The organism is Negativicoccus succinicivorans, assembly GCF_018373335.1.
GTDB classification, from domain to species: domain Bacteria; phylum Bacillota; class Negativicutes; order Veillonellales; family Negativicoccaceae; genus Negativicoccus; species Negativicoccus succinicivorans_A.
Map to the genome: position 1 here is coordinate 1 of NZ_JAHAHH010000034.1, position 14,097 is coordinate 14,097.

Genomic DNA, 14,097 nt, shown 5'->3' on the forward strand with positions numbered 1-14,097 from the left:
TCCAAAAAGCGTTCAGGAGAAGTTTCGTGCAGAAGATCGGCAAAATGATCTTGACGCTTACGGTCCCAATTCAGCGCGCGTAATTTCGCCATTTGCAAATGAAATTCCAGCCGCGTCTTGCCATCCGTTGCGACTAGCCCCCGCTGCAATTGCACGAGCCAATGGGAAATCTGTGTCCTCTCCGTTAAACGACGCAATGATGCATGGCCGCGCTCCATGTAAGGAAGTTGCCACTCGGACGCCAACTTCTGCGCCTGCAGGCATTGCTCATCGGTCGGCTTATAGCCGGTCGTAATACCCCACATCATCATCAGGAACGCCGAAACAGTTTTGCCAAATCGGCGGCGGTAAATCGAACCATAACCGGTCGGCCGTGCGGACAAACAAATGGGCGTTTCGTCGCGAGCAAATCGCGAATTAATTCCCGCATCTGACGAATATTCAATGTATGCCCCGCTTTGATCGCTCCGCGGCAGGAAGCATAGGCCAATACGCGATGTCGCAACTGTTCGGCGGTCGGAGGAGTATCCGCCTGCAGCGCCAAACTGATTTCACTCAGCATGCGTTCCTGTTCGGTACCGACGGCATCAGCAGGAGCCGCTACTAAGCGCAGCAACTGCGGTCCGGCCTGCTCAAATTGAAATCCCAGTGCGTGCAACTGCTCTTCATGAGCCAATAATGCTTGAACATCTTCGGCATCGAGTTGCAAAAGTTCCGGCACCAGCAAGGTTTGCGCAGGAATCCCTTCGGTCGCCTGTGCCAAACGATCGTAACGTACTCTTTCATGCGCCGCATGCTGGTCAATGATGTAGAGCTCTTCGCCTTTTTGGCAAACGATAAAACAATTCGCAATCTGACCCAATGGGACAAGTGTAGCCTCTGCATCTTCCTGCGGTGTAAATAAAATGCGTTCTTCTTCGTCGGAAGTATCCTCTTGCTGTACCTTCGCCATGTATTCGCTGAACGTATTTTCTTCCGCAACGCTCCAACGCGGCGGTGCGTAAGACGTTGCCGTCTGTGTTGAAGCGGCCGGCGCGCTTGATGCGCTCGGTTTCGTGACGGCATGCGGCGGACGTGCCGTTGACTCCAACGCCCCTTGCCGGAGCTCAAAATCCGTTTTCTTATCCGCTAGCGTAAATTCATTTTGTTTCTGCGCGGATTCGCCTTGCAATGCAACGGTATGGCGTTGCATACCAAGCGGTGCCTGTGTCACTTCCGTCGCCACGGTGGCCGCATCATCAACACTCGTCAACGCATTTAAAACCGCATGATATACTGCACGAAATACTGCCTGCTCATCGCTGAATTTGACTTCCCGCTTTTGCGGATGAATATTTACGTCGACATCCGCGGGAGAAATCAGCACGCGAATCACGGCCGGCGGGTAGCCGCGTTTCGGCAGCAATGAATGATACGCATTGTCGAGCGCCCGACTCAAAGCGGGGCTTTCCACGATACGACCATTGACGATCCACGTTTGCCATTGGCGACTGCTTTTCAATACCGCAGGTTTAGCAATATACCCGGTCACACTGTCGGTCTCGGTTTGATAATCCACCGGCAACATGGCATTCGCAAGATCCGTTCCGAATAAAGATGCAAATGTATCCAGCATATCTCCGTTGCCGGGCGTATCAATTACGGTACGACCGTTATTGATTAAACGAAGCGCGATTTGCGGATGCGCTAATGCCAATTTACCGACCAATGTATTAATTCGGCTGCTTTCCGTGCGTTCCGTTTTCAGAAACTTTTGCCGCGCGGGCGTATTGTAAAATAAATCTCGCACTTCAAGTGTCGTGCCTACCGGCGCCCCAATCGTCTGCGAAGAAATTAATTCGCCGCCTTCGATGCGAATTTCCTGTCCGATTTCCGCTTCTTGCGTACGCGTGACCAACGTCACCTTGGCAACAGACGCGATGCTTGCCAAGGCTTCACCGCGAAATCCCATCGAACTGATCGCGAAGATATCGGCCGCTTTTTGAATTTTACTCGTCGCGTGACGTACAAACGCAAGGGCTGCATCTTCCGCCGTCATGCCGTTGCCGTCATCCGTCACACGTAGGTAGCGCGCGCCGCCTTCCGCAATTTCAATTTCAATATGTGTAGCATTCGCATCCAAGGCGTTTTCAATCAATTCTTTGGCTACCGAAGCCGGTCGCTCAACGACTTCACCGGCGGCAATTTGATTGACGGTAACGGCATCGAGAATATGTATTTGCGCCATATTACAATCCCTTTCTCGCTTTGGCTTCCTTATTTAATCGGAATAACGTTTCCATTGCTTCCATCGGCGTCATGCTGAAAACATCTAAACCTGCCAATTCATCCCAAACGCCGTCGGCGAAAATGTCCATTGCCGGAACGCGCGCCGCTTCCACAGGAGCAGCGGAAGCCGTGGTTTCGAGTTCCGCCAGCAGCGTCTGTGCCCTTTGCAACACACTCGTCGGTAAGCCTGCCAGTTTGGCGACATGAATACCGTAACTTTTATCGGCTTTCCCGGGAATAATACGTCGCAGAAACTGCACATCGCCGCGACGCTCCTTGACGGAAACCGTAAAGTTTTGAATGTGCGGATAAACATCCGCGACTTCCGTTAACTCATGATAGTGCGTTGCGAATAACGTAAACGCGCCGATTTTTTCCGCAATAAATTCAACGGTCGCGCGCGCGATACTCAAGCCGTCATAGGTACTCGTCCCCCGACCGACTTCATCGAGCAAAATGAGGGAGTTGGCATCCGCCGCCTGTAGAATATCGGCGACTTCATTCATCTCCACCATAAATGTACTTTGACCGCTGGCAATATCATCCGTCGCGCCGATGCGCGTGAAAATGCGGCTGACCGGACAAATATCGGCAGTGCGCGCCGGTATGAATGAACCGATCTGCGCCATCAGCAACAGCAATGCGACTTGTCGCATATACGTCGATTTACCGGCCATATTCGGCCCGGTGATCAGCATAGTTTCACAGTCCTCATGACGTAAAACAGTGTCATTCGGAACAAATGTATCTTTTTGCGCGGCGGCCAACATCGGATGCATACCGTCACGGATTTCAATTCGATTCTGACGATTTAACGCCGGCTGTACCCAACGATATTTATGCGCGGCCACGGCAAGTGCCAGCAGCGTATCAATGACGGCAAGAGTACGCGCCGTTTTCTGCAGATCCGCAAGCGCCGGTCGCAGATCCGCGAGCACCTGCGAAAATAGCTGTGCTTCCAGCTTGTCCATTTCCGCTTGTGCCGACAGTACTTTGACTTCAAACTCCTTCAGTTCCGGCGTGATATAGCGTTCGGCGTTCGCCAACGTCTGCTTACGTACAAAATACTCCGGTACCCGTTCCGCTTGGGAACGAGGCACTTCAAAATAGTAGCCGAACACATTGTTGAAACCGATTTTTAACTTAAGTTCCGATTTAGCTTTTTCCGCCGCTTCCAAATTGGCGATCCAACTGCGACTGTCATGAACCAGCGAACGTAATTCGTCCAGCCGCGAAGAAAAACCATCTTTAATATAATCACCGTTACGTTGCAAACCCGCGTCAGGAGCGATCGCCTCCGTCAGCAGTGTATACACATCCCTGTGCGTCGCCACATCGCGGTTCAACATTTGCAACATAGGTGCATTGAATTCTTGCAAAAGCTCCTTTAACGACACCAGTTCCGCTAACGAATCTCGTACCGCCAGAAGATCTTTCGGCGTCGCCGTTCCGATCTCCACCTTAGTGACGATCCGCTCAAAATCATAAATACGTCCCAGTATATTTCCTAATGTATCCGCTTGGCGCGCATTTTTAAGAAAATCCGCCACCGCTTCCTGCCGCGCCAGAATTTCCGTATCCGAAAGCAGCGGCGCTTCCAACCAACGCTGTAAAAGGCGCGCCCCCATAGCCGTTTGCGTCTGCTTTAAAAGCGCATAGAGAGTACCACGGATGCTGCCGTCCTGCATATTCTGTAAGATTTCCAAATGACGTAACGTCCGATGATCAAGCGTCATTTGCGCTTCTTCACGCAACGGCAACAGTAATGTAACCTGTTTAGCCGATTGCTGCAACGTTTTTGCCAGATAGTAAAACAACTGCGCCAATGCTTCACGAACCACTGACTCTGCCGGCAATTCCGCAAGCGCCAAACCGCCGAAATCGGTTGCCCCGGTCAGTTTCGGTAGCGGCATTTCCAGTTCTTCCGCGGTCAAAATCAACATTGCCCCAAGACGCGACTTGGCATAATTTTCGATACTTAATTTACATTCGTCCGACGCTTCGATAATCAGTTCCGCCGGCGCATAAATACTCAATGCATCGAACAGTTCATGCTTTTCGTTATCCGTAAATAATCCCCAACGGCATTCTCCGGTCGAAACTTCAGCAAGCACCAACACGATTTGCGCTTCTTTTTGATACAAGTACGCCAAATAATTGCGGGTACCGTTCGCCAGTGAACTGTCCAAAAGAACCGTCCCCGGCGTGATAACTTTGGTAACGCCGCGCTCGACCAGACCTTTGGTTTCACTCGGATCCTGCAGCTGATCACAGATGGCTACGCGATAACCTTTTTGCACCAGACGATAAATATAGCTCTCCGCCGAATGAAACGGTACACCGCACATCGGTGCACGCTCTTTATTCCCCGCTGCCCGTCCCGTCAAGGTTAATTCCAGCTCACGGGAAGCCAGCAAGGCATCGTCAAAGAACATTTCATAAAAATCGCCCAAACGGAAAAACAGAATTTCATCCGGATGCTCTTTTTTGATTGCTTGATACTGCGCCATCATCGGCGTCAGTTTGGCCGCCATGTCAGTTCCTTTCTGCCAATTCGCCACGCAAAAGCCACGTCTGCGCGTGGTCTACTTTCACTGGTGTTGTCTCACCGATCATAGTCGTTGCGCGCGGCGCAAAAATAATCATTTTGTTACCGCTCGTACGACCGAACCACATCTTCGGATTATTTTTAGTCGGCCCTTCCACGATTACTTCATATGTTTTACCGACCATCGTTTCGTTGCGCTCTAAGCTGATCTCGTTTTGGATACTCATGAGTTCCTGTAAGCGCCGCTTCATGACATCTTTGGGAACCTGTCCCGCCATTTTGGCCGCGGGTGTTCCCGAACGAGGCGAGTATAAAAAGGTGTATGCCAAATCATAACGGGTCTTCTTCAACAGTTCCAGTGTTTCCCGATGCATTTCTTCCGTCTCGCCGGGAAAACCTACGATCAGATCGGTCGTCAGTACCACATCGGGCATCACTTTGCGGATATAATCCACCAATTTACAATAATGCTCTACCGTATAACCGCGGTTCATCCCTTTCAATACAGCATCCGAACCGGATTGTACCGGTAAATGCATTTGGGTGACCACATGCCGACTCTGCGCAATCGTATCAATCATCTCCCTCGTCATGTCACGAGGATGAGATGTCATATACCGAATACGTTCAATACCATCGATTTCATCCACTTCGCGAAGCAAATCCGAAAAATCCGTACCGTCTTTAAAATCAAGACCATAGGCATTCACATTTTGTCCCAAGAGCGTGATTTCTTTATAGCCTGCAGCGGCAAGTTCCCGTACTTCTTTGACAACGGACTCGATCGGTCGACTCCATTCGCGACCGCGTACATACGGCACGATGCAATAGGTGCAAAACTTGTTACATCCTTGCATGATCGGCACCCAGGCAAAAACATCGCTTTTGCGAACGGCATGCAGATCCGTAAAATCCGTAATATCGGCACCGCGCATTTGCGTTTTGAGCGTATGCGAGGCGACCGCTTTGCCGCTTTGCAGCAACTCTTTTAAATGGTGAATATTATACGGCCCGAAGACAAAATCAATATGCGGAGCACGTTCAAATAACGCTTCCTTATTTTTCTGCGCCATACAGCCGGTAATGCCGATGACAAGATTCGGGTTCTTGGCTTTAAGATGCTTCAATTCGCCAATTTTCCCGTAAACCTTATTTTCTGCGCTTTCTCGCACACAGCAGGTGTTGATGACGATGACGTCCGCCTCCTGCATATTATCCGTAGGTTGGTATTGCAATTCTTCCAGCTGTCCCGACAACCGTTCCGAATCACTTTCGTTCATTTGACAACCGTAAGTAATGATATGATAAGTTCCTTTCAATGCTCTCTCCTTCACAATGCATGGGACAATTACCGTCGCTGCACATTAACCATATCGCGAATCGATATCTTCAACATCTGCACCGACATTCCCGTCGTATACTCAATTTCATGACGAATAGCCTTTTGCAGACGCTGAATCAACCCTTTCGGATCATGATTAAAGGCCATGACGAGCGAAAACTCCAATCCTAAACCGTTTGTATTTTCCTGCATTTTCGTAATTTTAACATCATGCGCCGAGATCGCACCGCGCGTCACTTCTACCGCCCGGTTCAACAAAGCGATGATTACCGCGTCACTGAATACGAGTTTGCCGTAATAACTGAAAATCGGTCGAACCACCGACTTTTCATCCGGCCCCTGTGCTTTTTTGTTTTTATCGCGTCGAAAAAAAGACTTCAACGGATCGATTAAGTACCCGCGAAAATGAGGGCGCAATTCCATTGTCGGCAAGGGAATAATATGTTTTCCCTCTTTTAAACGGGATTCGTTGGCGCGCGCAATCTCCTCACGGGTCGCCACCTGTTCAATATGAATGTAACGACTCGGCTTGGGCAGACCAAGCGCCAGTGTAATTTTATCCACCATGCGTTCCGAAGTTCCTAAAATCAGAAGCTTCTTCGGATTGATCTTTGCCAACGCTTTTTGCACCGAAGCGACCTGCACGGGATCTTGGAAAATAGCCCGACGAACCGCCTTCAAACGACTCTCTTCTTTTTTAGCGGAAAATCCGGCGGCCAATCGATTTTGATAAATTAAAATACCGTCATCAATGATGCAGTCAATACCGCTTTCATGTGCGACCACTGATGCCCGATAGCTTTTCCCTGTACCGCTCGGACCCACAAATGCGATTACTTTCATCTCACACCATTCCTTTTGGGACGGATGCTTGTGCGTCTTCATTCCCCTTTAATCCCGACCGCAAATAGGCAACTATTTCGCCCAGTCTCACTCCTCCGCCGTCAAATGACCGTCGGGCAATAGCTAATTTACGAGCTTGACATATTCCGGAAACCTTTTTATATTGAAGATAAGAGATTCGTCAATGTGTGCGGTATCGGATACAGAGGGCTTTAGACCCCTGGCCGGTTTGTGTCCGCCGTTGGCGAATCTCTATTTTCATTACTTGCGTATCGTAATCAAGTTTACTATCGTTTCGTTCTTTTATTACATTCTTTATTAGCATTGATTATTTTATTATACCATATACCCATTTAACTCTTTATGTATGGCCGATATGGATTAAGTACCTGTTGGAAACTGTGCCGACAATAAAAAAGCCTGCCGAATTCGGCAGGCTTTTTTATTAACGTAAGCTACAATTAAATGCTTTTAACCGTTGGACAATCCGTTGAATTCGTTCATCCACCTCATGATCCTGCAAGGTGCGATCCGGCGCGCGGAAATGCAACGCATAGGCCATACTGACAAATCCGCTCGGCACCTGATCACCGCTGTAACGATCAAACAGTTCGACCGATTCCAGAATCGCGCCGCCCTGTCGTTGCATGACATCAACCAATGTCGAATGCGTGACACCTTCCGGAACCAAAATGGCCAGATCCCGATCCAGCGTCGGATATTTCGGCAAGCTTTGGTATTCCGGTATTGTCGCAATATACGGCAACAATGCTTCGATATCCACTGTGAATATATACATTGTCGGTTTCAAGCCATACCCTTTTGGGGCAACGGGATGCAGTTCACCACAGGACAGCAAAACTTTGCCGTCACGCAACGCGGCGACCGCCTTACCCGGATGGTAAATGGCGTCTTCCGCTACATCCCAACGGTAATCGGTAACGCCCAGTCGGGAAAGAACTGTTTCCATCAAACCTTTAACATCATAAAAATCGTAGGCATGCTGTGTCTGCGGCCAACGTGCAGCCCCTGTGCTGCCGCAAAGAACACCCGTGACAAACGGTTTTTCTTGCGGTAATTCGGCAAGCGGTAATTCTTTCGGCAAATACACGGATGCCGCTTCAAACAGCGCCAAGTTTTCATTTTTCACGGCAAGATTGCGCTTGACCGCCTGCAACAGACTCGGTACAAGTGTAGTCCGCATTTGCGGGAAATCATCGGTAATCGGATTTAATACGGGAACCGCCTGATAGCGGCTGTCCGATTCTGCCAACCCCAATGCTTTCAAATCTTGCGGTGCCATGAAGCTGAAGGTAACCGTCTCGGAAAGACCGGCTTGTACCAGGATATCACGAATGGTTTCGATCGCTGCGTGCTCATCACTTTGACGACCACTGGTTTGGCGACCCAGCGGTAATGTATTCGGAATTTTATCATAGCCGTAAAGGCGCGCCACTTCTTCAACAATATCAGCCAGTTCCGCTACGTCACCGCGCCAGCTCGGAACGGTTAAGAGCAGTGCTTCACCCTGTTCGGTGATGTCAAAATAAAGGCGTTTCAAGATATCGATAATTTCAGCACGTTCCAACGTAATCCCGATCGCCCGGTTAATTTCCTCTACCGTAACGGTGAGTGTGCGCGTCGGTTGCGGTTCGGGATACACATCAAGATATCCCGGGGCCACTTCGCAGGCACCCATTTCCTGCAGCAGCTGCGCGGCTCGATCTAAGGCAAGTGTCGTAATATCGGGATCAATACCGCGTTCAAAACGTCCCGACGCTTCCGAACGCAGACCGTGTTTACGCGCGGTGCGACGAATGGTCGCGCCATTGAATGTGGCGGCTTCCAACAATACGGTCGTCGTTTTGTCGGTCACTTCCGTGCGTTGTCCGCCCATAATACCGGCAAGTCCGACCGCACCGTCTCGGTCGGCAATGACCAACTGATCCTCTGCTAAGGTTCGTTCTTTATCGTCCAAGGTCACTAACGATTCGCCTTGCAATGCACGGCGGCAAATTAATTCGTGTCCCGCAAGCGTATCATAGTCATACGCATGCAACGGTTGACCCTGCTCCAACATGACGAAATTCGTCACATCTACAACATTATTGATGCTGCGAATATTCGCACTGCGCAGCGCATCCTGCAACCATTCCGGCGAAGGCGCAATTTTCACATTGCGCAAAAGTCGCGTCGAAAAACGTTCGCAAAGATCGGTGGCGGCAAGCGTCACTTTTGCGTCTTCCGTAATCGCCGTACCGGACTCGTTCACTTGAATGGTCGGCAGACTCAATTCACTGTTGAACAGCGCCGCAAATTCACGAGCCAATCCCACCATGCTGAAACAATCCGCTCGATTCGGTGTAAGTTCAAACTCGAAAATCACGTCATCGAGGCCTAAAAACTCATGGATATCGTGACCTACCGGAACATCATTCGGCAAGATAAAGATACCGTCAGCGCGTGCGCCGGATAACAGGCTCAAATCGAAGCCCAATTCATTTGCCGAGCACATCATGCCAAAGGAAGGTACACCGCGTAATTTCGAGGTTTTAATGTGAATACCGCCCGGTAAATACGAGTTCGGTTGCGCTACCGGTACAATTTGACCCGGACGAACATTCTTTGCTCCGGTGCAAATCTGTAACGTTTCCGTTCCTACATCCACTTGGCAGACAACGAGTTTATCGGCATTGGGATGTGGATCGACCGAAAGAATTTTACCCGTAACGACATTTTTAATATCTTTGCCGGGGACATGTACTTTTTCCACCGGAATACCTGCCATAGTCAGTGTTTCGGCGAGCTCTTCCGGATCTCCCTCAATCGTGACATAGTGGCGCAGCCAGGTTAACGATGCCAGCATATATTTCCCTCCTAAAACTGCGCCAAGAAGCGCACATCATTATCATAAAATAAACGTAAATCGTCAATTCCGTACACCAGCATGGCAATTCGCTCCACACCCATACCGAACGCAAAACCGCTGATTTTTTCCGGATCGTAACCGTTTAAACGCAATACGTTCGGGTGCACCATACCGCAACCGAGAATTTCCAACCATTCTTCGGACGTATCCACCGTACCGCCTTTACTGTGGCGTTTGCGGAACGAAATATCGACTTCCGCGCTCGGTTCCGTAAACGGGAAATAGCTGGCACGAAAGCGCACCTTGGTATCTGTACCGAAAATCTCACGGCAGAAATGCTCAATCGTTCCCTTTAAGTCGGAAAACGTAATTCCCTGATCCAGCAAGAGTCCTTCGACCTGATGGAACACCGGTGAATGCGTCGCATCATAGTCGGAACGATATACTTTGCCGGGGGCAATAATACGAATCGGCGTATTCGGTTCCTGTGACTGCATCGTGCGCGCCTGAACCGGCGACGTATGCGTACGTAAAAGAATCGAATCATTGATATAAAACGAGTCTTGCATATCACGCGCCGGATGATCTTTGGGGAAATTCAGACTTTGAAAGTTATAAAAATCATCTTCGATTTCCGGACCTTGCGCAATCGTATACCCCATCTTCATAAAAATATCCTGAATGCGACGATTGATCTGCGTCAATGGATGCAAATGACCTTGCAGCGGTCGACGTCCCGGTAACGTAATATCAATTTTTTCCGCCGCCAACCGTTCACTCAATGCTTTTTGCGCCAGTTCATCCTGCTTCTCGCTCAGGTTTTTTTCCAAAAGGCCGCGCACTTCGTTAGCGAGCGCTCCCACGACCGGCCGCTCTTCAGCGGTCAGATCCTTCATGCCGCGCAATATCGCAGTCAGTTCCCCTTTTTTACCTAAGAACGCTACTCGGATTTTTTGTAACTCCGATTCGTTCGCAGCAGCTGCGATTTGTTCCAACGCACGCTGTTGCAGTTCCTGCATTTCCTCTTTCATAACAACCCTCCTAAAAACACAAAAAGACCCTCGCCTGGGGCGAAAGTCTCTTCCGCGGTACCACCCAAATAAGTACTCGAAATCTTTATCGCAGAAATACGTTTTGCCTACGTTATCAGCAAACTGCTCCCGAATGAACTGCACGGTTTCACACGCCGACTTTTGCAGTCATGAAATCGGCTCCCTGAAGTGCGAATGCTCCATACACCTTTCGTTCCTAGCATCCAATGTGAAATTAAAGATAGTATAACAAGTTAACTTTGATTCCGCAAGTCGCTTATGTGAATTTGAGACCGCCGGCGATAATGCCTCGTTGCACCTGATTGCTGCCTTCAAAAATTTGCATGACTTTGGCATCACGCATATATTTTTCTAACGGCGCTTCTTTGGAGTACCCGGCGCCGCCCATAATTTGAACAGCATCCGTGCTCACTCTCATCGCCGTATCGGACGCAAAACACTTCGCCATGGACGCGATAACACCGGCGTTTTTCGCGCCGTCCATTTGACCGGCAGCCGCTTTCCACACCAGCAAGCGGGACGCTTCCGTGGCCATTGCCATATCGGCCAACATCTGCTGCACCATCTGCAACGCAATCAATTTATTGCCGAACTGCACGCGCGTGTGCGCGTATTTCCCTGCGGCCTGCAATGCCGCTTCTGCAATACCGACGGAGATCGCACCGACAAACGGGCGCGATGCATCCAACGTCCGCATCGCCCATTTGAAGCCGCTGCCCTCACGCCCCAGCCGCGCCGACTCGGGTACAAAGCAGTCCGTCAGTACCAATTCCGAAGTAGCGGAAGCACGAATACCCATTTTATCTTCCACTTTACCCACACTGAAACCGTCCGCATCTGTCGGCACAATGAATGCCGTCAGCCCACGTACGCCGCGAGCCGGGTTGGCATTGGCAAAGACCACCACCACATCGGCAATCGGGCCGTTGGTAATAAAATGCTTCGTACCGTTTAAAATGTAGCCGCCTTCACTTTTTCCGCTCGTGTTGCAATCGCTGACGCATCCGAACCGGCATTCGGTTCCGTCAAAGCAAACGCGGCCATTCCTCCGTCTAAAATCACGTCACAAAAAGCTTGCATCTGCTCGGGTGTGCCACCGAAAGCCACCGGCAACATGGCCAGCATATTCGCCGCGCACGCCGTCGCAATACCCGCACAGCCCTGCGCGATTTTTTCAAAAATAAGAGCCAATGTCACGGCATCCAAACCGATACCGCCGTATTCTTTCGGTACACCGAGTGAGGTCAGACCGGTCTGCTTCAAAATTTTCCAAAGTTCATCCGGCACCACACCGTCTTTATCCATTTCCAGTGCACGCGGTGCGATTTCTTTCGTTACAATTTCCTGTACCAGATCCAATAATTCCTGCTGTTCGGCAGTGATTGTAAAGTCCATTGTTTCCCCCTCAAATATCGTGCGCGATATCAATCGGGTGCACGATCCAATACGTGCCTTTCCCCGAAAGCATTAATCGTTTGTTGTCATCGTAAAATTTAACTTCCCCGATCAATGTCTTTTTGCCGTGGTGGATGATTTTACCGTAGCCGTGCACCCAGGTATTTTCCGGAACGGGACGAATATACGAAATATCCAAATCAATCGTGACGACATGGTAGCCAAGCGCTCGAGATGCCCACCCCATGCAGGCGTCACTCATCGTAGCCAACGGCGCTCCATGTGCAATTCCGCGGCGATTCGTGTGGTAATCCGGTTCGACAAACAGTTTAAAATGAGTTTTCCCCGGAAAGAGATCCACTACTTCAATTTTCATAAACTGAAAATAAGGATCTTCACTTTTGGCACGTTGATAAAAATTTTCCAACGCGGAGTCAATCATTTGCCACCTCCGACACCCACAAGGCTTTACCCAACACATAAAACGTACCTTCGCAATGGGCTAAAAGCCGACCTCTTTCATCACGAAAATCGCAAACCGTCCGCATCGTATTGCGGCCGTTATGAATAACTTCTGCGGTTCCGGTCACCGTGGAATCTAAAGTCACAGGGCGAATGTACGAAATACGAAGCCCCATGGTGGAAACTGATTTGCCATGTGCAAAACAGGCTGCTCCCATATAGGTATCGGTCAAACCAAAAAGAAAACCGCCATGTGTCGACTGGTAGGAGTTTTCCACAATCTCACGCTTCGCTATTGTTTTCATTACCAAGTGTCCCGGTTCCATTGTCACCACTTCATAATTCATCAGGCGATCAAAAGGATTCAGTAACACCATTTCCATAATTTTTTGTTGTTCCTGCTCCGTCATCATTATCGACTCCACTCATTCATAGTGTAGCGCATCGATCGGATTCAAACGTGCCGCTTTACGAGCCGGATACAAACCGAACAGTAAACCGATCGCTACCGAAAACGCAAACGACCCTAAAATCGGCCACAGGGAGATCGCGGCGGAAACATTGACTAAAGAAGCCATTGCATACGCACCTAAAATGCCCGCGATGACACCGATCGTACCGCCTACCAAACTGATCGTAATGGACTCAATTAAAAACTGCGTAATAATCATCCGATACGTCGCACCGAGAGCTTTACGTATTCCGATTTCACGAGTACGTTCCGTTACTGATACCAGCATAATATTCATGATTCCAATACCGCCGACTAACAGCGAAATCGCCGCAATCGCACCCAAGAAGAGGGTAAGCGTTTGCATGGTTTGCTGTACGGTTTCTAAAACGTCTGCCATATTTTCCACCGTAAAATCATCTTCGCGATTGGGCAAAATCTTATGTCGGATCCGCAAAAGATTAGTAATATCCGCTTCCACTTGGGACATCGTATCGGCGGATGAGGAGGCGACGCTGATCGTTTGCACATGGGTGATGCCGAGCAATCGTTCCTGTACGGTACTAAAGGGCGCTAAGATGCGATTATCCGCATCATTCCCCCCCGATGCACCCTTTTCCGCAAGAATTCCAATCACCACATACGGATCATTATTTACACGAATTTTACTGCCGATCGGATTCGCATCGCCAAACAGATTTGTTGCGACTGTCTTCCCGAGCAGCACTACACGAGCACGCGATTTGTATTCTTTTTCCGTCCAGTAGCGTCCGTCTTCAATTTCCGCGTCTCGGACATTACGGTAGGATGCGGTAACGCCGATGACCTTTGTGGTCCAGTTTTTATTGCCGGCTACTACTACATACG

The 14,097-nt window shown here is 49.7% G+C and carries 12 protein-coding genes; all 12 read right to left on the minus strand.

All coding sequences use genetic code 11. The features are described 5' to 3' along the window. A partial coding sequence (locus KH813_RS03725) for a hypothetical protein (RefSeq protein ID WP_303993403.1) occupies positions 1–311 on the minus strand: 311 nt, incomplete at its 3' end. Beyond that, positions 311–2,227: a DNA mismatch repair endonuclease MutL gene (gene mutL / locus KH813_RS03730; RefSeq protein WP_303993406.1), complete on the minus strand. Its 1,917-nt coding sequence runs from the start codon at positions 2,225–2,227 to the stop codon at positions 311–313. The genes mutL and KH813_RS03725, both read right to left, overlap by 1 nt. 1 nt (position 2,228) lies before the next feature. Next, positions 2,229–4,802, minus strand: coding sequence for a DNA mismatch repair protein MutS (gene mutS / locus KH813_RS03735; protein ID WP_303993430.1), 2,574 nt, complete (start codon positions 4,800–4,802; stop codon positions 2,229–2,231). A 1-nt stretch (position 4,803) separates the two neighbouring features. Next, the gene (gene miaB / locus KH813_RS03740) at positions 4,804–6,135 is read right to left on the minus strand and encodes a tRNA (N6-isopentenyl adenosine(37)-C2)-methylthiotransferase MiaB (RefSeq protein WP_303993409.1); all 1,332 of its coding nucleotides are present in this window, start codon (positions 6,133–6,135) and stop codon (positions 4,804–4,806) included. A gap of 29 nt (positions 6,136–6,164) precedes the next feature. After that, entirely contained in the window at positions 6,165–7,001 is an 837-nt protein-coding gene (locus KH813_RS03745; RefSeq protein ID WP_303993412.1) for an ATP-binding protein, read from the minus strand. 445 nt (positions 7,002–7,446) lie between these two features. Continuing rightward, complete coding sequence (gene pheT, locus KH813_RS03750; RefSeq protein ID WP_303993415.1) at positions 7,447–9,867, minus strand: phenylalanine--tRNA ligase subunit beta; 2,421 nt, start codon at positions 9,865–9,867, stop codon at positions 7,447–7,449. An 11-nt stretch (positions 9,868–9,878) separates the two neighbouring features. Then, positions 9,879–10,901, minus strand: a complete 1,023-nt coding sequence (gene pheS, locus KH813_RS03755) for a phenylalanine--tRNA ligase subunit alpha (protein ID WP_303993425.1) — start codon at positions 10,899–10,901, stop codon at positions 9,879–9,881. 277 nt (positions 10,902–11,178) lie between these two features. Continuing rightward, positions 11,179–11,880: an acyl-CoA dehydrogenase family protein gene (locus tag KH813_RS06860; RefSeq protein WP_369694433.1), complete on the minus strand. Its 702-nt coding sequence runs from the start codon at positions 11,878–11,880 to the stop codon at positions 11,179–11,181. Continuing rightward, entirely contained in the window at positions 11,874–12,317 is a 444-nt protein-coding gene (locus KH813_RS06865; RefSeq protein WP_369694432.1) for an acyl-CoA dehydrogenase family protein, read from the minus strand. Before KH813_RS06865 ends, KH813_RS06860 begins: the two co-directional genes overlap by 7 nt. Before the next feature lie 10 nt (positions 12,318–12,327). Continuing rightward, a complete protein-coding gene (locus KH813_RS03765) occupies positions 12,328–12,759 on the minus strand; it encodes a PaaI family thioesterase (RefSeq protein ID WP_303993427.1) in 432 nt (143 codons plus the stop codon). After that, entirely contained in the window at positions 12,752–13,192 is a 441-nt protein-coding gene (locus KH813_RS03770; protein ID WP_303993428.1) for a PaaI family thioesterase, read from the minus strand. The genes KH813_RS03765 and KH813_RS03770 overlap by 8 nt, the downstream gene beginning before the upstream one ends. 12 nt (positions 13,193–13,204) lie before the next feature. Then, positions 13,205–14,097, minus strand: an 893-nt coding sequence (locus KH813_RS03775; RefSeq protein ID WP_303993429.1) for an ABC transporter permease, incomplete at its 5' end; no start/stop codon positions are given.

What these genes read in the sequence shown, in the direction of transcription:
- mutL (WP_303993406.1), bottom strand. Translation starts at nt 2,227, where the DNA reads ATGGCGCAAATACATATTCTCGATGCCGTTACCGTCAATCAAATTGCC.
- mutS (WP_303993430.1), bottom strand. Translation starts at nt 4,802, where the DNA reads ATGGCGGCCAAACTGACGCCGATGATGGCGCAGTATCAAGCAATCAAA.
- KH813_RS03745 (WP_303993412.1), bottom strand. Translation starts at nt 7,001, where the DNA reads ATGAAAGTAATCGCATTTGTGGGTCCGAGCGGTACAGGGAAAAGCTAT.
- pheT (WP_303993415.1), bottom strand. Translation starts at nt 9,867, where the DNA reads ATGCTGGCATCGTTAACCTGGCTGCGCCACTATGTCACGATTGAGGGA.
- pheS (WP_303993425.1), bottom strand. Translation starts at nt 10,901, where the DNA reads ATGAAAGAGGAAATGCAGGAACTGCAACAGCGTGCGTTGGAACAAATC.
- KH813_RS06865 (WP_369694432.1), bottom strand. Translation starts at nt 12,317, where the DNA reads ATGGACTTTACAATCACTGCCGAACAGCAGGAATTATTGGATCTGGTA.
- KH813_RS03765 (WP_303993427.1), bottom strand. Translation starts at nt 12,759, where the DNA reads ATGATTGACTCCGCGTTGGAAAATTTTTATCAACGTGCCAAAAGTGAA.
- KH813_RS03770 (WP_303993428.1), bottom strand. Translation starts at nt 13,192, where the DNA reads ATGATGACGGAGCAGGAACAACAAAAAATTATGGAAATGGTGTTACTG.